Raw genomic sequence first — 20,413 nt, 5'->3', positions numbered from 1 at the left:
GGAGCGCGGGGCAGGCGTACGGAGGAAACTGGAGGTGTGCCGTCGCCGCGGGGACGCGCGCGAGGAAGGAGAGCGCAGCATGTCCGACGACGTGATGGGTGACGAGGTCTACCAGCCGGCCCGTTCCGACCGCCGGGACAACGTCGCCGACCTGGACCTGGAGAACGCGCTCGACGGCGACCTCCTCGACGAGGTGCTGGACGAGGGCTGGTCGCCCCCGGAGAAGCCGCTGGGCGTCGGCCGCCACGGCACGACGGCGCGCGAGCAGAGGGAGCGCGAGAGCCTCGACCAGCGGCTGTCCGAGGAACTGCCCGAGATCGCCGTACCGGACGGGGACGGCATCGGCGACCAGCCGGGCGGGGAGGGCGAGCCGATCGACGAGGAGGTCGGCGATGTACGCGCCGGCCGGCTGACCGCGACCCTGGACGTCCTGCCGCCCCGGCGCAACGACGTCTTCGCCCGGGACGTGGGGGTCAACGGCGGCGCGGCCTCGGCCGAGGAGGCGGCGATGCACATCGTCCCCGACGAGCCGGTGGTCACTTACGAGGACGGGGAGTCCTGAGGACCGGACGCGTCCCCCGCGTGCCAGCCGCGCCGCCAGGCGTCGTCCCACAGGTGTGATCCGGCGTGCGGCCCCATGCGCAGCATGCCGCCGTCCACGGGCCAGGACGCCCCGGTGACGTAGGAGGCGTCGGGCCCGCTGAGGAAGGCGATGACCGCCGCCACCTCGCGGGCGTCCCCCGGGCGGCCCAGCGGGATGCCGGGCCTGCGCTGCCGGTGGACGTCGACGTCCGCCTGCCGGGTCATGGGCGTGGCGATCTCCCCGGGGGCCACGGCGTTGACGGTGATGCCGTGCTCGGCCAGCTCCAGGGCCATCACCTGGGTGAGCAGCCCGAGTCCGCCCTTGGCGGCGCAGTAGGGCGCGGCACCGACGCGCGGCTGGTGCGCGTGGACGCTGGTGACGTTGACGATCCGGCCGCCGTCGCCCTGCGCGATCATGTGGCGGGCGGCGCGCTGTGCCAGCAGGAGCGGCCCGACGAGGTCGACGTCGACGACCTGCCGGACCGTCTCGAGGGTGAGGTCGAGGAAGAGGTCGGCCGAGCCGGTGCCGGCGTTGTTGACCAGGACGTCGACGCGGCCGAGCTCGTCGGCGAAGTGGTCGACGACGTCGGCGGCGTCCGGCAGTTCGGTGAGGTCCAGCCGCGTGATCGCCGCCCGGCGCCCATGGGCGCGTACCTCGGCGGCCGTGCGTTCGGCGCCCTCGTGGTCGCTGTGCCAGGTGATGCCGACGTCCATGCCCTGGGCGGCGAGGCGGGCGGCGGTGGCGCGGCCTATGCCGGAGTCGGAGCCGGTGACCACGGCGACGCGGGTGCGGGGGGAGTGCGCGCTCATACGCCCCGGGTACCCCGGTCGGCTCCTTCCCATGCCGCACCACGGGCCTCATGGGCTTACTTTGGCCGCATGGCGACGGAGGGCCGGACCGAGGAGCGGGGCCCCTGGGCCCGGTTCCGGCATTCGCCCTTCCTCCCCGCGACCGTCATCGTCCTCATCGTCGCGGCCGCGGCCGGGCTGTTCGCCGGTTCGTACACCTACGCCATGGCCAATCCCACCCCGCACCGCATCCCCACCGCCGTGACCTCACGGCCGGTGTCCCAGGAGAAGCAGCTGAAGTTCGTCGAGGGCATGGAGAGCGCCCTGGACACCTCGTTGGAGCTGCTCCGCTACGACAGTTACGCGGCGGCACGCAACGCGGTGGACCAGCAGCAGGTGTTCGCCGTCCTCTGGCCGCACGGGAACGGGGCGATGCTCGACGTCTCGGGGGCCTCCGGGGCCACCGTCGCCCAACTGCTGGCCGAGACGGCCCCGAAGGTGGGCGCCGCCACCGGTGTGCCCGTCACGGTCACCGACATCAAGCCCCTCCAGAGCGGCGACCCGCGGGGGCTGGCCCTGTTCTACATCACGCTCGCCGCCGTGATCCTGGGCTTCGTCGGCGCCATCCAGCTGAATGTCAACGCCCGTGATCTCAACCCGCCGGAGCGGATCGCCTTCATCCTCGCCCTGGCCGCCCTCGGCGGCTTCGCCATCTGCGCCGTCGTGGACTGGGTCCTGGGCGCCCTGCGTCTCCCGTTCGCCGAGTCCTGGTTCATCCTGGCCCTGACGATGTTCACCACCGGCATGGTCTTCACCATGTTCAACACCCTTTTCGGCCGCTGGGCGATGATCCCGACCTGGGGCCTGATGGTCATCCTGGGCAACCCGTCCTCGGGCGGCGCGGTGTCCTGGCCCCTCCTCCCCTCCCCCCTCGGCGTCATCGGCCGCTGGCTCCCGCCGGGCGCCTCCGTCAACGCCCAGCACACGGCGGTGTACTTCGGCGGCCACCAGCACGTCTTCCCGTTCGCGGTGCTGGCGGTGTGGGCGGCGGTGTCGACCGCGGTCTTCTGGGTGTGGCGGCACCGGCATCCGGGCGGGCGGGAACCGGGCCGGCTCCCTGCCGCTGCGTGAGGAGTTGCTCGAAGAGCATGGGGCCTATATGGACCGGTACGCGGAGGAGATGATCGCCCGTGGGCGGCCTTCGCCGACGACGGCGACACACTCACGGAAGCGTGCGCATCGTCGACCTGCGCTCGGCCTCGCCACGGGGCGGGCCGCCGACCTCGCGCTACCGCCCGATCGGGACGAACTGATCGCCTACGGGCCGCTGTTGTCCGACGACGGCACCACCTGGCTGGGCACGGCGGCGTTGGTCCGGGCCCAGGGCCCGGACACGGCACGCGCCGTCCTGACCCCGGACCTGTACGCCGACATCGAGGTGCACAACTGGCAGTTCGGTGGGCGGCCGTCATGACGGGCGCCTTATGGCCGAAAACGCTCTCCTCAAATCCTTCACACAAGCCATTGAATGCCCTGGCCAACACTGATCACTCATCAGCGCATCAGTGCATTCTTCACGTTTGGGAGACACCCCCATGAGACGACTCCGCACCGCGGGTCTGGCACTTCTCGGCGCGACGCTCGTCGCCACCGTCGCGGCGAGCCCGGCCCAGGCGTCGCCCGGCGAGACCCGCACGGTGTGCGCCGACTCGATGACCCCGGACGGCTGGGTCGACGTGAACTGGGGCACCAGCGCCTCGTGCCGCGTGATGGGCGGCTCGAACATCAAGATGATCAAGCAGCTGGACGGGCTCCCCGTCGGCACCCAGGTCAACGCCTGCGCCAGCGCGCAACCGCCGAAGGGCTGGACCAAGGTCCAGACCTACTACAGCGGCGGCTGCGTGGTCTTCGTCAACTCCTCCTTCACCCCGAACGCTTGGCTGCTGCAGAAGACCTCTTGAGCTTGCCCCTGACCGCGCGCGGTGACGAGCTCTTCGGGCCGCGCGCCCCGGCGGGCGCGTGCACCGGCCGCCCGCGGGCGTATCACCTCACTTCACCACGACCGTTCCGTGCATGTTCGGGTGAACGGTGCAGTAGTAGGTGAACGTTCCGACCGAGTCGAACGTGTAGCTGTAGGTACCGCCGCGACCGAACGTCGGGGAGTGCAGCGGGCCGGAACCGTCGCTGGTCACCGTGTGCGGAGCCTCGTCGTTGTTGGTCCAGGTCACCGTGGTGCCCTTGCCGACGGTCAACGGCGAGGGATCATAGGCGAAGTTGACGATGGTCACCTTCGTGGCCGCCTTCGGGGTGGAGGGCGCGGCCGTCGGGGACGTCGAGGTGGGGGCCGCCGCCGACGAGGCCGGTGCGTGGCCGCCGCCCCCGCCCCCGGAGCAGCCCAGTGGTACGACGGCCGCGGTGACGGCCATCAGCACGGCCGGAATGCGGCGTCCACGTGTCCAGGTCGGTGTGTCTGCCCGAGTCATGTCGTCGGCCCCATCGCTCTGCGCATCGCGCGCGTACGGAAACGGGCCGACCCTACCCACCGGCCGGGCCGCCGTCCGGAACCGCCACGCCTACGGGCGGAGCCGTCACCCCTCCCTGCCCGCCGCCGCACGACGGCGGCCGAGGACGACCAGGGCGACGGCCGCGGACGCCGCCGCCACCGCCTCGGCCACCGCGGACACGGCCTTCTTCGTGTACCACACAGGCTCGTGCATGTCGGGCAGCGGGCCCAGGGAGCCCACGTCCACGTACCGGTACAGGAGCACCGCGCCGAGGGCCGACACGGCCACGAGGAAGGCGAACACCCACACCAGGCGGCTCCTGCCGGCCACCAGCACGAGAAGCGCCGCGAGCGCGGCGGCCGCGGCCTCTGCGCGGAACAGCGTGCCCTCGGTGAAACCGGTCCCCACCGGGTCGTAGGTACCGGCCAGTTCGGCATGGACGTAGGCGTCGACGGCGAGCCCCGCCGCGGTCAGCAGTCGTAGCAGCCACATGTCGGCACGCGGCAGCCGCGGCCCCGGCGGTCGAGGAGACCTCGCCGCAAGGGCCGTCCGCCACGCCTCACCTCACTTCACTTCACTTCACTACGACTGTGCCGTGCATGTTCGGGTGGATCGTGCAGATGTAGTTGAACGTTCCGGTGGACTTGAATGTGAAGCTGTACGTGGCACCGTTGCCGAGCGTCGGCGAGTTCAGCCCGCCTCCGGTCACCGTGTGCGGGGCCTGGTCCTTGTTGGTCCAGGTCACCGTGGTGCCCTTGCTGACGGTCAGGGTGGACGGCGAGAACGCGAAGCCGGCGATGTTCACCTGGTTGGCCGCCGCCGGTGCGCTCGGGGTCGTGGGACCCATCGGGCCCATCGCACCCCTGTGATCCATACGCCCCATGCGGCCCATATGACCCATGTGGCCCGCCGGACCCTGATGGTCCGCGCCATGACCGGGTGCCGTGGCAACCGCGGCAGGCCCTCCGACGTACCCGCGCTCACCGCCCCGGCCGTGTCCGTCGTCCCCGCCGCCGCACGCACCCGCCGCGGTGACGCTCACGGCGGTGGCGGCGGCAGCGGCCACCAGCAGGGCCGCGGCACGACGCCGTCGGGGCCGTCGGGGCCATCGGGGCCGTCCCCGGATATCCGTATCTGATCTAGCTGTCATGATGTCGACCCAATCCAACTCTTTGTGCGGGTCCATGCGCATCCCGCGAGGATGCGGGTCGCGCATCCAGACATAACCGACGTTACTCCGCACATCGACCAGCCGCACAAGGGCTGTTGACCCGTCACCCGGTACAAGGACGCCCTACAAAACCCTCCGCACCGGGCACCACACAGACCTGCGACGATGCCGGACCCACAGGACCGTCCGGCCTGATCACCCGTGTCCACAGCTGGTCCAGACCTATTGACGGTTCACCCACCCCCTCCTACCTTCCGTGCCATGACCATCGGCCGAACAACACCCCCACTGCGCCACGTCCTGGTCTCCTTCCTCACCCTCGCGCTGACCTTCGCCCTCACCGCCGTCGCCCGCTCCGCACCACGCGACGACGACACCTGTCCCACCAAGCCCAGACCCGCCGGCAAAGTCCTCCAGGGCTACTGGGAGAACTGGGACGGCGCGGCCAACGGCGTTCACCCGCCCTTCGGTTGGACCCCCATCACGGACGGGCGGATCGCCGCCCACGGGTACAACGTGATCAACGCCGCCTTCCCCGTGATCCGTTCGGACGGAACCGCGCTGTGGGAGGACGGGATGGACGCGACCGTCAAGGTCGCGACCCCGGCCGAGATGTGCGCGGCGAAAGCGGCGGGCGCCACGATCCTCCTCTCGATCGGGGGCGCGGCGGCCGGGATCGACCTCGGTTCCTCCGCCGTCGCCGACCGGTTCGTCGAGACGATTGTGCCGATCCTGACGAAGTACAACTTCGACGGGATCGACATCGACCTGGAGACCGGGCTGACCGGCGGCGGGAGCATCGGCACGCTGTCGGCCTCGCAGGCCAACCTCGTCCGCATCATCGACGGGGTGCTGGCGCGCATGCCCGCGGGGTTCGGGCTGACGATGGCGCCCGAGACGGCGTACGTGACCGGGGGCAGCGTGACCTACGGGTCGATCTGGGGCGCGTACCTGCCGATCGTGAAGAAGTACGCGGACAACGGCCGCCTGTGGTGGCTGAACATGCAGTACTACAACGGCAACATGTACGGCTGCTCCGGGGATTCGTACTCCGCGGGTACGGTCGAGGGGTTCGTCGCGCAGACCGACTGCCTGGACAAGGGGCTGGTCGTGCAGGGCACGACGATCCGGGTGCCCTACGACAAGCAGGTCCCGGGCCTGCCCGCCCAGCCCGGTGCCGGCGGCGGCTACATGTCACCGGACCTCGTCGCGCAGGCGTGGAACCACTACGGCAGTGCTTTGAAGGGCCTGATGACCTGGTCGGTCAACTGGGACGGTTCCAGGGGCTGGACCTTCGGGGACACCGTGCGGGGGCTGCAGGGCCGGACCTCGGGTGTGAGGCCGTCCGGGTGATTCCGGGATGCGTCCGGCGTACCGGCCGGATGTCCGCCGCCGCACCGGCTCCGCCCCGTCCTACGATCCCCCGGTATTTACTGCGTACCGTATGCACGCACTAGGGGAAACGCATGGCACTGGCGCGTCCGGTCGGTTATTCACCCGATGTCGAGCCTCCCGAGCCGCAGTTCGAGGAAAGCCAGCAGGAAGTCATCGACACCATCCTGGAGTTCGAGCGGAACTCCGTGCGCTCCGAGGGTGGAAACCGCGCCGTCCGCTTCGCCCATGCCAAGGCGTACGGGTTGGTCAGAGGCGTTTTCGAGATCCTGGACGGGATCCCGCCGGAGTACGCCCAAGGCGTCTACGCACGCCCCGGGACCCATGACTGCCTGGTGCGGTACTCCAACGGACTCTCGCATCTGGGAGCCGACCGCGGTCTGGGCAAGGTGGTCGGCATGGCGACCAAGGTCTTCGGCATCGAGGCGGAAACCGCGCTGGAGGACGAGCCGCGGACCGGGACCATGGATTTCAACATGATCAACGCTCCGGTCTTCTTCTGCAACACCGCTGCGCACTACCGGTTCCTGGCCAGGATCTTCATCGACCTTCCGAAGTACCGGGCGGGCGGGAAGAAGGGGAACCACCAGTTGTTCCACGACTGGGTCACCGGTTACGGGACGCTCCCGCCGGAGGACTGGGCCTGGGACGAGCTCGGCGCCCTGCTGCGCGTCGGCATGCTGGCGCGCTGGCAGAACCTGCTGCTGTCATCCTTCTGGTCGATGGGGGCCGTGCGCCACGGGGACCACATCGCCAAGCTGCGCATCAGGCCGACCGAGGCGTCGGCGGCCGCGATCGGGATCCGTGATCTCGACCCGTCGGGCGAGGCCGAGGTGTTCCGGCCCGCGCTGGTCGAGGAACTGGCGCGGCACGGCTGTGAGTTCGACTTCCAGGTGCAGCTGTGCCGATCCCTGGAGGAGATGCCCATCGACGACCTCACCGTCGAGTGGCCCGAGGATCTGTCGCCCTTCGTCACCGTCGCCCGTCTCCGCTTCCCGCGGCAGGACATCGGCGGCGACGGCAACCTGGCGGCGGCCGACGGCATTTCGATCACGCCGTGGCGGTGCGCCGCCGAGCACGCCCCGGTCGGGAGCATCCAGCGGCTCCGCAAGGAGGTCTACCGACGGTCCTCCGTGGAACGGCACCGCCTCAACGGACAGGTCCGCGCAGAGCCGGACGAGGCCTCCGACCTGCTCGCGCCGCCTTCCGGCGCGGCTCACGCAACGACGGACGAAGGAGGACCCTCATGACCGAGCAGGACTACGTCCCGATCTCGCCCGACGTCATGGCGGCGGAGATCGGCAAGTGGACGCAGCCCACGCGCCGGCAGACCGACGGCACGGGGCTGCGGGTCGGCAACAAGGCCGAGTTCACGCTGGTGGCGCCGGTCAGACCGGGCGGGGCGGAGATCTTCCGCGAGCGCGTCGAGAAGGCCCAGATCGAGGCCGCCTACTGGGAGGGCAAGCTGGGGACGGTGCACGACCTGCGCGTCTGTCTGATCAACGACGGCACGCAGATCCTGTTCGCCGCGACATACAGCGACGAGTTCAATCCGTATGTGGTGGACGTCATCAACTTCGCGACACCGTGGATCGACCATATGTTCACCGACGTCGCCGAGGGCTATCCGGGCCTGAAGTCACCGGACGCGCTGGCCTACATCGCCAAGCATCAGGTCGAGGCCAGCGTGTGGTACGGGTCCAACGAGGACGCCACCGTGCGGGACGTCGCCCGCGGGCAGCGGACCCTGGCCGCCCTGGGCGAACTCCTCGACGCCGCGCAGGCATGAGCGGCGGCGCACCGGAGCGCCGGGAGCCCCGCCTCGAACTCGGGGACATCCAGGGGACGTTGCTGAGGCCCCCGCCGGGGGCGTGCCACGGGGTGTACCAGCTGTACCGGATCGACGACCCCGCGGCGGCCCGGCGGGCGCTGCGCAAGGTCCTTCCCTCCGTCACCCCGGCCACCGGCATGGACAGGCCGCGCCCCTTCACCTTCAACATCGCCTTCACCTATACCGGGTTGGCGGCGCTCGGTGTCCCGGAGGACTCCCTGGCGAGCTTTCCGCAGGAGTTCCGGGCCGGCATGGCCGCGCGCAAGGAGGTCCTGGGCGATACGGGCGACGGCGATCCCGCCTGCTGGGTACCGCCGTTGGGGAGCAAGGACGTGCACATCGGCATCGTGATCATCACCACGGCCGAGGAGGAGCTGGAGGAGCCGCTCGCCATCGCCGCCGGGCTCGACGGCGTCTCCCGGATCTACCAGCGCGACGTCTACATGCCCTCCAGCGGCCGCGAGCACTTCGGCTTCCGGGAGAGCATCGGCGGCCCGTACGTCATCGGCAGCGGTATCGAACCCCTCCCCGGCCAGGACCATGTGATGCCCGGCGAGTTCGTCCTCGGCCATGAGGACGAGTCGGGCCGGGTCTCCCCCATGCCGTCCCCGGAGGTCCTCGGGCGCAACGGAACCTATGTCGCCTTCCGGCAGTTCGCCACGGACGTCGCCGGGTTCCGCACCTACCTGAGGGAGCACGCCCGTTCCCGCGACGACGAGGAACTGCTCGCGGCCAAGATGGTCGGCCGCTGGCGCAGCGGTGCGCCTCTCGTCCTGGCGCCGGAGCGGGACGACCCCGAACTGGGCGCGGATCCGCGGCGCAACAACGACTTCGCCTACCACGAGAGCGATCCGGACGGCCTCCGGGTGCCGCAGGGTTCGCACATCCGCCGGGTCAATCCGCGCGACTCGCTCACCGGGGGCATCGTCGACACCCGGATCCACCGGATGGTGCGGCGCGGCGCCCTCTACGGCCCTCCCCTGCCCGAGGGGCGGACCGACGACGACGGGGTCGAGCGGGGACTGTTCTTCATCTTCATGGGCGCGGACCTCGCCCGGCAGTTCGAGTTCATCACTCAAGTCTGGATCAACAACGGCGATTTCGCGGGCCTGGGGCACACGAAGGACCCGTTCGTCGGCACCAACGACGGGACCGGAACCTACGTCATTCCGGCCAGGCCGGTGCGCCGGCGTCTGACAGGGCTGCCGGGCTTCGTCACCGTCCGGGGCGGCGAGTACTGCTTCATGCCCAGTCTGAGGGCACTGGAGTGGCTCGCCGCCGAGCGCTGAGCAGCGGGGCTCACGGCCGGGCGTGCCGGGTGATGAGGTCCAGGAGGCGGTGCACGGCCGCGTCCGCGTCGGTGCGGTGCACGGCGGCGACGGTCGTGCGCAGATACGGCGACTCCTCCCGGAACGGCACGAAGGAGATTCCGGGGAGGGGGAAGTCCCGCAGGTCCTCCGGCATGAGGCTGACGCACAGCCCGGCGGCGACGTAGCCGAGCAGGCCGGTGAGGTCGTCGGCGTCTGCGCGGCAGCGCGGCGTGAACCCCGCTTCGCGGCACGCGAGACGGGCCTGCCGGGCGAGCTCGGGCAGGGCCGTCTCGCTGAGGAGGACGAAGTCGTCGTCACGGAGGTCCGTCAGGGCGACGGAGTCGGTCCCGGCCAGCCGGTGTTCGTCCGGCAGGGCCGCGACGATGCGCTCCTCGGCGAAGCCGTGGACGGCCAGTTCGTCCGTCAGGTCGTCCGTTATGGGCGAGGGGTCCCGGATGAACGCGAGGTCCAGGGCGCCGGAGCGGATCGTCTCGACGAGCGTGGCGGTGGAGTCCTGGTGCAGGTGGATGCGCAGGCCGGGGAGTTCCTCGGCGGCGGCCCGCAGCAGCCGGGGCAGGTGGCGGTGGCTGAGGATGCTCACGTATCCCACGCGCACGTCGCCCTCCAGGCCGTGGGCGACGCGCCGCACACGCTCGACGGCGGCGGACCGGACGTCGAGCATCCGCCGTGCCTCCGTCACGAAGGCGGTGCCCGCGGGGGTGAGGCGCACCCCGCCGGGTCCGCGGTCCAGGAGGCGCACGCCGAGCCCGCGCTCCAGTCGCTGCATCGCCTGGCTGAGCGGGGGCTGGCTCATCGAGAGGCGCTCCGCCGCCCGGCCGAAGTGCTGCTCCTCGGCGAGGGCCAGGAACTGCTCCAGCAGGCGTTGGGTGAACTCCATAGGCAAAACCCTATCGAATCTTCCGGAAACATATATTGGACAGACATGATCCCTGTGGAGTGCAGTGGTGTCGGGCGCTGAGCGGACGGATCCGCTCCCCGCCCCGACAGGCACAGGCGTCTCCAAGGAAGCCACTCATGGACATGCACGACGTCGCCCAGCTGTTCACCACCCCGCTGGACGCACCCGCTTTCGCCCCCACCCGGTACCGGTTCACCGACCGCGAGTACCTCAACATCACCTACCGCACCGACCCCGGGGCGCTGCGCCGGGTCGTCCCCGAGCCGCTGTCGGTGCCCGAGCCGCTGGTGCGCTTCGAGATCATGCGGATGCCCGACGTCACGGGGCTGGGCGACTACACGGAGGCGGGCCAGGTCGTGCCCGTCGCGTACGAGGGCGAGCGCGGCGAGTACAACCTGGCGATGTACCTCGACAGCGTGCCGGCGATATCGAGCGGCCGGGAGCTGGGCGCCTACCCGAAGAAGGCCGGCTCGCCCAGGCTCTACACCGACTCCGACACCCTCGTCGGCACCCTGGACTACGGCTCGCTGCGGGTGGCCACCGCCACCATGGGCTACAAGCACCACCCGATGGACCCGGAAGAGGCCCGGGCGGAGATCTGCGTCCCCACCTTCATGGTCAAGGCGGTCCCCGGCTACGACGGCCGGCCTCGCATCTGCGAACTGGTCCGCACGCAGATCACCGACATCACCGTCAAGAGCGCCTTCCGCGGCCCGGCCCGGCTGGAGCTCTTCGCCCACGCGCTGGCACCGCTCGCGGACCTGCCGGTGCTGGAGGTCGTCTCCGCCAGCCACATCCTCACCGACCTCACCCTGAGCCCGGCCACGGTCGTCCACGACTACCTCGCCCACTGAGAAGGGGGCACACACGCCATGAACGCACACGTTTCCAGCACCACCGACCCGCTCGCCGGATACCGGAAGGCGGCCGTCATCGGCGGCGGCGTGATCGGGATCTCCTGGGCCGGGCTGTTCCTCGCCCACGGCCTGGACGTCGTCGTCAGCGACCCGCGCCCCGACGCGGAGGAGCAGGTCCTGGCCGGGCTGGCGGAGATCGCCCCGGCCCTGGCCGAACTCGGGCTGCCCACCGAGGATTTGACGTCCCGGCTCCGTTTCGAGCCGGACCTGGCCCGCGCGGTCGCGGACGCCGACATCGTGCAGGAGAACGGCCCCGAGCGCCTGGCCGTGAAGCAGGAGATCTGGAAGGCCGTCGAACAGGCCGCGCCCGACCGCGCGTTGCTGGCGACCTCGACCTCCGGCATCCCCGCCACCGCGATCGCCGAGGCGATGCGGCAGCCGGAACGCCTGGTCGTCGGGCACCCGTTCAACCCGCCGCACCTCGTCCCGCTGGTGGAGGTCGTCCCCGGCGAACGGACCTCCGCGCAGACCCTCCGGCGGGCCCACGCCTTCTACACGGCGCTCGGCAAGAAGCCGCAGATCCTCCGCAAGGAGATCCCCGGCTTCGTCGCCAACCGCCTGCAGTCCGCGCTCTTCCGCGAATGCGTGCACCTGGTCGCCGAAGGCGTGGTGACCGAGGCCGAGCTGGACGAGATCGTCACCGACTCCATCGGCCTGCGCTGGGCGGCCGCCGGCCCCTTCCGCACCTTCCACCTCGGCGGCGGCCCCGGCGGCCTGCCGCACTTCCTCCGGCACCTCGGCCGCGCCATGGAGGAGGCCTGGCCCGGCCTCGGCAGCCCCGCCTTCGACGCGGCCACCGTCGCCCGGCTCACCGAACAGGCCGAGCAGGCCTTCGGGAACGCACCCGTCGGCGAACTGGCCGCCCGCCGCGACCGCGCGCAGATCGCCCTGATGCGCGCCCTCGCCAAGACCCCCGACACGAACGCCCGGGCCTGAACGCCCCGGAAAGGCACGCCTGATGCACACCGAACTCACCGACAGGATCACGGCCGCGCTCGACAAGCCGGTCACCGCCGCGTCCGGCGACGACTTCGACATCCACGCCGCGCTCGACGACGTCCTCGGCGGCGTCGGCATGGCCGCGCACGACGCGGGCGGGACGGTCTCCTTCACCGGCGCCGACCCGGTCGTCCCCTCCACCCTGCGGCTGGCCGCCGCGCCCGCCCTCGGCCTGACCGCCAAGTCCGTCGCCCTGGCCAAGCTGTGGCAGCACCGCGGCGGCCCGGGCCAGGACATCGCCATGGACCTGCGCAAGGCCCCGCACCGGCTGTGCCCCTTCTACGACGGCAAGTGGGAGAAGCTCAACGGCTACCCCGTCGCCGCCCCCGACGACCCCTTCGCCCTCTCCTTCTACCGTGCCGGCGACGGCCGTTGGGTGATGCCCCTGAACGTCTATCCGGCGCTCAAGTCCCGCACCCTGAAGCTGCTGGGCGTCCCCGACGACGCCCTGGCCATCGCGGGCGCCGTCGCCCGCCGGTCCGGCGCGGAGCTGGAGCGGGCGGGCGCCGACGCCGGCGTCGTCATGCCGATGCTGCGCAGCACCCGGGAGTTCCTGGACACCCGGCAGTACCGCGACGTCCTGGCCGGCATGCCCCTCATCGAGATCGAGAAGATCGGCGACAGCGACCCCGAGCCGCTGCCGCCGGGTGCCACCCAGCCCCTGGACGGCATACGCGCCCTGGGCCTCGGCCACGTCATCGCGGGCGCGGCCATCGGCCGCACCATGGCCCAGCACGGTGCCGACGCGCTCAACGTCTGGCGGCCCGGCCAGTTCGAGAACGACATCCTCTACTACACCGCCCAGGTCGGTGTGCGTTCCGCCACGCTCGACTACGCCCGGGACCCGCAGGCCGCCTCGGTCCTGCGCCAACTGCTCCGCGGCACCGACGTGTTCTACGCCAACCACCGCGCGGGCTATCTGGAGCGCATGGGGCTGACCGCGCAGGAGGCCGCCGAGGTCCGGCCGGGCATCATCCACGCCACCGTCAGCCTGCACGGCCGGCACGGCCCCTGGGCGAACCGCGTCGGCTTCGACCAGACCGCCGGCTGCGTCAGCGGGATGATGAACCTCGAAGGCACCGACGACAACCCGGCGTTGCCCCCGATCAAGGTCGTCAACGACTATCTGGTGCCCTGGCTGGCCACCACCGGCATCATCGCCGCCCTGATGCGGCGCGCCACCGAGGGCGGCAGTTACCGTGTGCACGTCTCGCTGACCCGGGTCGCGCTGTGGATCCTCAGCCTCGGCGTCCTCGACAAGGACTACGCGCGCGAACTCGCCGGCACCGGCGAGCGGCACGCCTACCTCGATCCGGACACTTTCACCGCGGACACCCCGTGCGGCCGCTACCAGGGCGTCACCGACCAGGTCGTCATGTCCGAGACCCCCGGCAGGTTTCGCACCGTCCTTGTTCCGCGCGGCTCGGGCCGCCCGGAATGGCTGGAGCGCGGACACTGACCCGTCCTGCCGGAGCGGCCGGGCCGCTCCGGCACAAGATCCGGCCGAAATCCGACGATGCCCGCAGCCGACGCGATCTAGCATGATCAGGCGTTCAACAGATTTATCCATGCAAGGAGGAGTTTGTGAGCTCGGGCCAGCAGTGGGACATCGTCTCGGGAATCGGCATCACCGCTCTGGCCGTGGCGGCCGCCAGAGCCGTCGAGACCAACCGGCCTGATCCCCTGATCCAGGATCCGTACGCCCTCCCGTTCGTCGAGGAGGCCCGGCCGCCCGTGCCGATGCCGACGACGGAGGCCGAGGCGGCGGCCGATCCCCTGCAGTACTGGCCGGCCGCGTCCACCTATCTGGCCGTCCGCACCAAGGCCTTCGACGAGTACTTCGCCGAGGCGTCGGAGGCGGGCGTCGCACAGGTGGTCGTGCTGGCCTCGGGGCTGGACGCGCGGGCGTTCCGGCTGCCCTGGCCGGCCGGTTCCGTCGTCCACGAGATCGACCAGCCGCTGGTGCTGGACTTCAAGCTGCGCGTGCTGCGCGAGCGGGGAGCGGTCGCCCCCTGTGAACACCGGCCGGTCGCGGTGGACTTGCGCGAGGACTGGGCGTCCGCGCTGGAGAGGGCCGGGTTCGACCGCTCCCGTCCCACCGCCTGGCTCGCCGAGGGACTTCTGCCGTACCTCCCCGCGGAGGCGGAGGAGCAGCTGTTCAAGGAGATCCACCGGCTCTCCGCCCCGGGCAGCCGGCTCGCGGTGGAGGCCTTCGGCGCCCGGTCGAGGACGGTCGACGCGCCCGCGATCGCCGGGAGCATGAACCCCCTCGGCATCGACATCGCCGAGCTGGTCCACTCCGACGAGCGCACTCCCCCGGCGGACCGTCTGTCGGAACTGGGCTGGCGGACGCGCAGCGTGACGGCCGAGGAGGCGGCGGCGGGCTACGGGCGCACGCTGACCGAGTCGTTCAACGCGCGCTCCGTGTACGTCTTCGCCGAGCTGCCCTCGTAGGCACCCGCCCCTAGAGGCTTCTGAGCGTCAGTGGCGTACGCGCCCGCCACTGCTCGACCATGGGGGCGAGCATCGCGCCCAGTTCGGGCACCTTCGGGGCGAGGGTCAGCGCCGACAGCCCCTGGAGCAGGCGTGCGCCCTCCATGAGGTCCAGCAGTTCGCGGTCGACGCGGGTGCCGCTCGCGCGCTCGTACGCCTCGATGCCGCGCGGGCCGGTGAAGGTGAGGTCCCATTCGACGGGTCCGCGGGTGACGTCCTCGAAGTCGGCGAAGCGGTGGCCGCCGGCGGTCCGCAGGAGGTTGTAGGCGGGCGAGTCGCCGTGCAGGGCCTGGAGGCGCGCCCGCGGGAAGCGGGCGGGGAAGTCGGCGACGAGGGCTTCGAGCGCCGCGTATTCGCGCTCGGCGCGGTCCAGGTCGGCGGTGGTGAGGGACTGCGGATCCGTCCGCAGTCCCTCCAGTGCCGTGCCGACGGCCGGGACGAGGGGGGACAGGACCGGCAGGTCGCCGGGGTAACCGGCGAGGGCCGTGTGCAACTCGGCGGTCCAGCCGGTCTGTTCGGCGAAGCGGTCCTCCAGGGCGGCGGGGTCGTCCTGCGGGAGGTCGCGCAGCGGGTCGGTCTCGGTGACGAACTCCCAGAAGGTCATGGACGTCCCGCCGGCCTCGACGGGTTCGCGGGGCACCAGCGGGCTGGGGCCGACCACGGGGGCGCCGCTGTCGGCCAGCCATCCGGCGACGGCCAGTTCCCGCCGCTGTTTCCCGGCCAGTTCGGCGGGGTCCGCCACGGCGAGCGTGGGGACGCGGACGACGACGGGGTCCGGCGCGAGGTGCACCAGGACGCTGAAGACGTCGTGGAGGACACGGGGTTCGTCGGCGCGCAGGCCGAGCCGGCGGCCGGCCTCGGTGGCCAGGGCGACGGCGCGTTCGGCGCGGGGGCCGGGGTTCGTCATGTAAATGATCTTGAGGGCGGGTCCGGTGCGCTGTCCAGCCGTTATCCGTCCGCGGCGGCCGCCCGGGCCGGGCGGCCGCCGACGGATCAGTACTGGATGGTGTGGTCGTAGAGGACCTTCCGGGCCTTCGCCCCGCTGTCCAGGCCGTGGGCGGGCCGGTCGGTGAGGAAGTACTCGCGGAAGGTGGACGAGCGCTCGCGCGACATCATGGTGTTGCTCTTCGTCCAGCCGCCGTCGACCCGGTCCCAGAGGTCGACCAGCGCGGTGGCGACGCGGGCCTCGCAGGCGTCGCCCCAGTCGATGCCGCGGGTGGTGCGGTCGTTGCCGAGGTTCATGGAGCTGCCGTTGCCCCACGTCATGACGGTGTCCTTGAAGGTGTGGAACGCGACCGCGTCCGCGTAGCCCTCGGTCCAGCCGCAGGTGGTGGAGGAGGTGCGGTTGACGTAGTGGGGCGAGCAGTTGGTCACGTAGGGCCACCAGCCGTTGTAGAGCTTGCCCATGAGGGAGTGGCCGGCCTCGTGGACGGTGGTGTGGCCGGAGTCCGGGTCGTTGTCCGCGAGGTGGACCTTGTCGTCGCGGTTCGTCCAGTACGTGCCGTCCCGGGAACCGGGGTACCACTGCACGGTGATCGGGGTGCAGCGGCCGTTCTGCTGGTTGCTCGTCCAGCAGGTGCTGGTCGAACCGCGGTCCCACCAGAGCTTGTTGAGGGTGTCGAAGGCGTGCCAGGCGCGGCTCTGGCCGCTGTTGGCGTAGACGTCGCCCAGGCTCTTGTTGCCGGAGACGTTGCTCAGCGCGTTGGAGGTGGTCGCGTAACGGCGGTTGGAGCCGTCGACGACCGACCACATGGTGCCGGCCTGCGTCTGGAACTCGGCCCAGACCCGGGAGGTGACGGAGGTGGTCGGCGTGTAGCAGAGGTTGAACCGGCCGTCGCCGTTGCCGGTCAGGCCCGTGGCGAGCTTCTGTGTGCCGCCGTTCGCCGTCGCCCTGCCCCAGAGGGTGACGTTGGCGTTGCTGACGGGCAGGTCGCGGTTGGCCTTCCGGTTCCAGCTGCCGCCCTCGGAGGACTGGAAGCGGTTGCGCAGGGTGCCGCTGACGCAGACCGGGGCGTAGCGCCTGGCGGGGGCGGCGGCCCGCGGGGGCGCGCTCGGGGCGGCCGGGGCGGCGGCGCCCGGGCGGGCCGGGCGGTCGTGCGCCGTGGGGCCGTCGACCCGGGTGGCGGCGGCCTCGGTGACGGAGACGCCCTTGGTGGTGCTGCCCTTGGCCTTGCCGATGGTGAGTTCCACGGAGGCGTGGCCGGCGCGGCGCGGGTCGGGGCGGTCGATGTCGCTGATGTCCGCCTGGATCTGGGCGGGTCCGGCGGCGACGGCCCGGACCGCGACCTTGACGGTGCGGGTGCCGGGGGTGAGGGCGAGCGTCCGGCTGGTGCGCTGCCCGAAGGCGTCCGCCGCGGGGGCGCGGTCGTCGCCGACGATCCGCAGGGCGGGCGGCAGTTGGAGGGCGAGGCCCGCGCGTTCGACGGCGGTCTGCGCCCTGACGTCCACGGTGAGGGTGGTCCGCTCGCCGACGGCGGGGAGGCGGTCGAGGGAGGCGGTGACGCCGAGGCAGCTGGGCGGCGCCTCGGAGTTCTGGCCCGCGGGGCGGAGGGTGCAGGTGCCGGTGGAGGTGGGGGCGTCCGCAAAGGCGGAGGGCACGGCGAGGGTGGCGACGAAGGCGCCGATGCCGCCCGCCGCGACCAGCGCGACGGGTCTCGGCATCCGTATTCGGAACATGGACATGCCTTTCTGCGGCGCGTGCGGCCGGATTCCGGTCCTGTGCGCGCCGTGGTGGAGCTGTGAGGGGGGAGGGCCGCCGCGACCGCCCATCACTGGCCACGGCAGTACCTTGAGTAACAACTCGCCGAGACCCTACGACACATGGTTTGCGCATGTCACATCGAAGGCGCCGGAACGCGGCCTGGAACACGGGTAGTTGCAGGTCACACGCCTATTTGCGGTAAACCCGCAAGGACTTGATGCGCCGTCACTTCCGGTGGAGACCGACGCCGGACGGATGTGCGAAGATCCCCGGGTGAACGATCTGTGGATCCGCCCGGCCGCCGAGGCCGACCTGGCCGGCCTCGTCCGCCTCCGCGACGGCGCGGCACGCCGGCTGCTGAGCCGCGGCGTCACCGGGCAGTGGCGGCCGGGAGAGCTGGACGAGGGCCACTTCCGCCGGGTCATGGCGCACGGCGAGGTCTGGCTCGCGGAGGCCGGCGGGCGCATCGCCGGCGCCTGGGAGCTGTGGTGGGAGGACGAGGCCGCCTGGGGTCCGCAGCCGCCCGTGGCCGGGTATGTGCACCGGCTCATGGTGGACCGGGACGTCGCCGCGCCCGGGACGGGGCGGCTGTTGCTGGGCGCCGCGGAACAGCGGGTGGCGGCGGCGGGACGGACCTGCGTGCGCCTGGACTGCCTGGCGACCAATCCACAGCTCAACGCCTACTACCGGAACGCCGGTTACCGCGTCGTCGGCCGCAAGGAGGGCAAGCCGCAGCCGGGCGGGGCGCCCAAGTCCTTCACGCTGCTGGAGAAGGAGCTCGGGCCGGAAATCGGGGCATCCCGCGTCAGCCGGTGAAGCCCGGCACCACCAGCCCGGACTCGTACGCGATCACCACCGCGTGGGTCCGGTTCTGCGCGCCGAGCTTGGTCAGCACGTTCCCGACGTGGGTCTTCACCGTCTCCAGGCTCACCGTGAGCGATTCCGCGATCTCCGGGTTGGACAGGCCGGTGGCCATCAGCCGCAGCACCGCTTCCTCGCGCCCCGTCAGGGCCGCCCTCGGCAGTGCCTCGGCGGAGGCCGGCGGGCGGGCGGTGACCATCCGGCGCAGGGCCGCCGGGAAGAGGATGGCCTCCCCCGCCGCCACGATCCGCACCGCCTCGGCGATCTGCCGGACGGGAAGCCGCTTGAGCACGAAGCCGCTGGCCCCCGCGCCGAGTGCGGCGGTGACGTAGTCGTCGTTCTCGAAGGTGGTGATCACCACGACCTTCGGCGGTCCGGCCGGTTCATCCGATTCATGCGGCCCATCCGGTTCGGTCAGCAACTCCCGGGTGGCCTCGATCCCGTTGCGGCGCGGCATCCGCACGTCCATCAGGACCACGTCCGGCCGCAGCAGCCGCGCCCGCTCGACCGCCTCGACACCGTCGGCGGCCTCGCCGACCACCGCGATCCCCGGCTGGGCCGCGAGCAAGGTGCGCAGTCCGCTGCGGGTCACCTCGTCGTCGTCCGCGATCAGGAGGGTCGTGGCGGCTGCGCCCGCGTCGGAGTCGGTCATGCCGGCAACCGTACCGGCAGCCGGGCCTCCAGCCGCCAGTGTCCCCGCCCGTCCGGGCCGGCCTCGATCTCACCGTGCAGGAGCCGGACGCGCTCGGCCAGCCCGGGCAGGCCGTGCCCGGACGTCGGGAAGGCGCCCCGGTCCGTTCCCGTCCCGATCCGGTTGACCACGCCGAGCTCCAGCCGGTCCGGCCCGGCCGCCACCCGGACCCGGACGGTACCGCCCGCCCCGTGCCGCAGGGCGTTCGTCAGCCCCTCCTGCAGGATCCGGTACGCCGCACGGGACAGCGTCCCCTGCACCTGCGTCAGCCCGCCCGACAGCTCCGGCTCCACCACTGCGCCCGCGTGCCGCAACCGGTCGAGCAGCTCGGGCAGGTCGGCCAGGGTCCGGGCCGGTGCCGCCTCCGGGTCCTCCCCATGCCCCGGCCTCTCCTCGCGCAGGACGCCCAGCACATAGTCCAGGTCCTCCAGAGCCGTCCGCGACGACTCCTCGATGCTGCGCAGGGCGGCCCGCGCCGCCACCGGGTCGGCGGAGAGCACCTCGGCCGCCACCGCCGCCTGGATCGTGGTCGCCGTCAGCGTGTGCCCGATCGAGTCGTGCAACTCATGGGCCAGCCGGTTGCGTTCGGCCAGTTGCCGCTCCCGCTCGGCCGCCAGCGCGAGCCGCTCGGCGGACGACGGCCCCAGCAGCCTCGGCGCCAGCCACCGCAGGGCACCGGTCACCGCCACACACACGAACGCCGCCAGGAGCAGACAGACGGGCGCCGCGGCCCAGCCCTGCCAGCCGCCCGCCACCCGCACCGAGCGGCCGGACAGACTCAACCCCGCCTCGGCGCCGAACGGGAGGGTCAGACCCGCGAGGAACAGCAGACCGCCCACCAGCGTCCCCGCCCACCCCAGCGCCACATGCAGCAGCAGCCAGAGAGGAGTCCGCCGGCGGTCGGCGCGGGACATCGTGTCGCGCTCGCGTACGGCCGCGGGATCCGGCACCTGCACCTTCAGCAGACGGCGGGCGGACGCGGTCAGAACCCGCCGCGCGGCACGGGCGAGGCCGACCGCGGCCACCAGGACCGCCCAGAGCAACAGGGTGACGGCGGCCCGCACTTCATACGGGGCGGATGGCCACACCAGCGCCGGCAGCATGGCGATAGGCAGCAAGGGAAGGCTCGCCATCGCGCCGGAAAAGGCGAACAGCGCGCCCGAATACGTGGAGCCACGCAAAAGCGGGCGGATTCCCCTGATCATAGTGGGTCCAAGTATGGCCGGTTCGGCCCGCCGGGGTCCTCCCTCGAT

The 20,413-nt window shown here is 71.7% G+C and carries 23 protein-coding genes; 14 read left to right on the top strand and 9 right to left on the bottom strand.

Features of this window, described 5'->3' with window-relative positions; genetic code table 11:
• Positions 1-79: 79 nt before the first annotated feature.
• The gene (locus AB8735_RS34950; protein ID WP_344021195.1) at positions 80-562 is read left to right on the top strand and encodes a DUF5709 domain-containing protein; all 483 of its coding nucleotides are present in this window, start codon (positions 80-82) and stop codon (positions 560-562) included.
• Here AB8735_RS34950 and AB8735_RS34945 read toward each other — a convergent pair.
• Positions 541-1,392 carry an SDR family oxidoreductase gene (locus AB8735_RS34945; protein ID WP_372411664.1) on the bottom strand — a complete coding sequence of 284 codons (852 nt, stop codon included), beginning with the start codon at positions 1,390-1,392 and terminating at the stop codon, positions 541-543. The two genes, AB8735_RS34950 and AB8735_RS34945, sit on opposite strands and share 22 nt — an antisense overlap.
• 69 nt (positions 1,393-1,461) lie before the next feature.
• Between AB8735_RS34945 and AB8735_RS34940 the strand changes: the two genes are divergently transcribed.
• The 3 genes from AB8735_RS34940 (at position 1,462) to AB8735_RS34930 (ending at position 3,332) form a co-directional block, all read left to right on the top strand.
• Positions 1,462-2,502, top strand: coding sequence for an ABC transporter permease (locus AB8735_RS34940; RefSeq protein ID WP_372411663.1), 1,041 nt, complete (start codon positions 1,462-1,464; stop codon positions 2,500-2,502).
• A gap of 28 nt (positions 2,503-2,530) precedes the next feature.
• Positions 2,531-2,845: a hypothetical protein gene (locus tag AB8735_RS34935; protein ID WP_372411662.1), complete on the top strand. Its 315-nt coding sequence runs from the start codon at positions 2,531-2,533 to the stop codon at positions 2,843-2,845.
• Between the two features lie 121 nt (positions 2,846-2,966).
• Positions 2,967-3,332 carry a hypothetical protein gene (locus tag AB8735_RS34930; protein WP_344021203.1) on the top strand — a complete coding sequence of 122 codons (366 nt, stop codon included), beginning with the start codon at positions 2,967-2,969 and terminating at the stop codon, positions 3,330-3,332.
• A gap of 87 nt (positions 3,333-3,419) precedes the next feature.
• On the opposite strand, the gene AB8735_RS34925 is transcribed toward AB8735_RS34930, so the two are convergent.
• The 3 genes from AB8735_RS34925 to AB8735_RS34915 form a co-directional block, all read right to left on the bottom strand.
• Complete coding sequence (locus AB8735_RS34925) at positions 3,420-3,854, bottom strand: plastocyanin/azurin family copper-binding protein (RefSeq protein WP_372411661.1); 435 nt, start codon at positions 3,852-3,854, stop codon at positions 3,420-3,422.
• A 105-nt stretch (positions 3,855-3,959) separates the two neighbouring features.
• Positions 3,960-4,367 carry a hypothetical protein gene (locus AB8735_RS34920; RefSeq protein WP_372411659.1) on the bottom strand — a complete coding sequence of 136 codons (408 nt, stop codon included), beginning with the start codon at positions 4,365-4,367 and terminating at the stop codon, positions 3,960-3,962.
• A gap of 82 nt (positions 4,368-4,449) precedes the next feature.
• Entirely contained in the window at positions 4,450-4,722 is a 273-nt protein-coding gene (locus AB8735_RS34915; protein ID WP_344021209.1) for a cupredoxin family copper-binding protein, read from the bottom strand.
• An 84-nt stretch (positions 4,723-4,806) separates the two neighbouring features.
• On the opposite strand from AB8735_RS34915, the gene AB8735_RS34910 reads away from it, so the two are divergent.
• The 5 genes from AB8735_RS34910 to AB8735_RS34890 all read left to right on the top strand — a co-directional run bounded on the left by AB8735_RS34910 (position 4,807) and on the right by AB8735_RS34890 (position 9,558).
• Entirely contained in the window at positions 4,807-5,013 is a 207-nt protein-coding gene (locus AB8735_RS34910; protein ID WP_372411657.1) for a hypothetical protein, read from the top strand.
• A 294-nt stretch (positions 5,014-5,307) separates the two neighbouring features.
• Entirely contained in the window at positions 5,308-6,399 is a 1,092-nt protein-coding gene (locus tag AB8735_RS34905; RefSeq protein WP_372411656.1) for a chitinase, read from the top strand.
• Positions 6,400-6,512: 113 nt separating this feature from the next.
• Positions 6,513-7,688 (top strand): catalase family protein, encoded by a 1,176-nt coding sequence (locus AB8735_RS34900; protein ID WP_372411655.1) that lies wholly within the window; start codon positions 6,513-6,515, stop codon positions 7,686-7,688.
• Complete coding sequence (locus tag AB8735_RS34895) at positions 7,685-8,227, top strand: hypothetical protein (RefSeq protein ID WP_372411654.1); 543 nt, start codon at positions 7,685-7,687, stop codon at positions 8,225-8,227. The genes AB8735_RS34900 and AB8735_RS34895 overlap by 4 nt, the downstream gene beginning before the upstream one ends.
• Positions 8,224-9,558: a Dyp-type peroxidase gene (locus AB8735_RS34890; RefSeq protein ID WP_372411653.1), complete on the top strand. Its 1,335-nt coding sequence runs from the start codon at positions 8,224-8,226 to the stop codon at positions 9,556-9,558. The genes AB8735_RS34895 and AB8735_RS34890 overlap by 4 nt, the downstream gene beginning before the upstream one ends.
• 10 nt (positions 9,559-9,568) lie before the next feature.
• On the opposite strand, the gene AB8735_RS34885 is transcribed toward AB8735_RS34890, so the two are convergent.
• Positions 9,569-10,477: a LysR substrate-binding domain-containing protein gene (locus AB8735_RS34885; protein ID WP_344021219.1), complete on the bottom strand. Its 909-nt coding sequence runs from the start codon at positions 10,475-10,477 to the stop codon at positions 9,569-9,571.
• A 137-nt stretch (positions 10,478-10,614) separates the two neighbouring features.
• Here AB8735_RS34885 and AB8735_RS34880 point away from each other — a divergent pair, with 137 nt between their 5' ends.
• The 4 genes from AB8735_RS34880 to AB8735_RS34865 all read left to right on the top strand — a co-directional run bounded on the left by AB8735_RS34880 (position 10,615) and on the right by AB8735_RS34865 (position 14,868).
• Positions 10,615-11,352: an acetoacetate decarboxylase gene (locus AB8735_RS34880; protein ID WP_372411652.1), complete on the top strand. Its 738-nt coding sequence runs from the start codon at positions 10,615-10,617 to the stop codon at positions 11,350-11,352.
• Between the two features lie 18 nt (positions 11,353-11,370).
• The gene (locus AB8735_RS34875) at positions 11,371-12,351 is read left to right on the top strand and encodes a 3-hydroxyacyl-CoA dehydrogenase family protein (RefSeq protein ID WP_372411650.1); all 981 of its coding nucleotides are present in this window, start codon (positions 11,371-11,373) and stop codon (positions 12,349-12,351) included.
• 22 nt (positions 12,352-12,373) lie between these two features.
• Positions 12,374-13,873 (top strand): CoA transferase, encoded by a 1,500-nt coding sequence (locus tag AB8735_RS34870; protein ID WP_372411648.1) that lies wholly within the window; start codon positions 12,374-12,376, stop codon positions 13,871-13,873.
• A gap of 125 nt (positions 13,874-13,998) precedes the next feature.
• The gene (locus AB8735_RS34865; RefSeq protein ID WP_372411647.1) at positions 13,999-14,868 is read left to right on the top strand and encodes an SAM-dependent methyltransferase; all 870 of its coding nucleotides are present in this window, start codon (positions 13,999-14,001) and stop codon (positions 14,866-14,868) included.
• A 10-nt stretch (positions 14,869-14,878) separates the two neighbouring features.
• Here the strand turns inward: AB8735_RS34865 and AB8735_RS34860 are convergent, their stop codons facing one another.
• Both AB8735_RS34860 and AB8735_RS34855 read right to left on the bottom strand, forming a co-directional pair.
• The gene (locus tag AB8735_RS34860) at positions 14,879-15,814 is read right to left on the bottom strand and encodes an aminoglycoside phosphotransferase family protein (RefSeq protein WP_372411646.1); all 936 of its coding nucleotides are present in this window, start codon (positions 15,812-15,814) and stop codon (positions 14,879-14,881) included.
• Between the two features lie 86 nt (positions 15,815-15,900).
• A complete protein-coding gene (locus AB8735_RS34855; protein WP_372411644.1) occupies positions 15,901-17,583 on the bottom strand; it encodes a mycolysin in 1,683 nt (560 codons plus the stop codon).
• 280 nt (positions 17,584-17,863) lie between these two features.
• Here AB8735_RS34855 and AB8735_RS34850 point away from each other — a divergent pair, with 280 nt between their 5' ends.
• Complete coding sequence (locus tag AB8735_RS34850) at positions 17,864-18,424, top strand: N-acetyltransferase family protein (RefSeq protein ID WP_372411643.1); 561 nt, start codon at positions 17,864-17,866, stop codon at positions 18,422-18,424.
• Here the strand turns inward: AB8735_RS34850 and AB8735_RS34845 are convergent.
• Both AB8735_RS34845 and AB8735_RS34840 read right to left on the bottom strand, forming a co-directional pair.
• Complete coding sequence (locus tag AB8735_RS34845; protein WP_372411642.1) at positions 18,414-19,121, bottom strand: response regulator; 708 nt, start codon at positions 19,119-19,121, stop codon at positions 18,414-18,416. The genes AB8735_RS34850 and AB8735_RS34845 overlap by 11 nt on opposite strands.
• A complete protein-coding gene (locus AB8735_RS34840) occupies positions 19,118-20,293 on the bottom strand; it encodes a sensor histidine kinase (protein ID WP_372411641.1) in 1,176 nt (391 codons plus the stop codon). The genes AB8735_RS34845 and AB8735_RS34840 overlap by 4 nt, the downstream gene beginning before the upstream one ends.
• Between the last annotated feature and the right edge of the window lie 120 nt (positions 20,294-20,413).

This window comes from Streptomyces luteireticuli, assembly GCF_041519305.1.
Lineage (GTDB): Bacteria > Actinomycetota > Actinomycetes > Streptomycetales > Streptomycetaceae > Streptomyces > Streptomyces luteireticuli.
The sequence above is the reverse complement of the archived record's forward strand: the minus strand, read 5'-3'. Positions and strand labels throughout refer to the sequence as shown.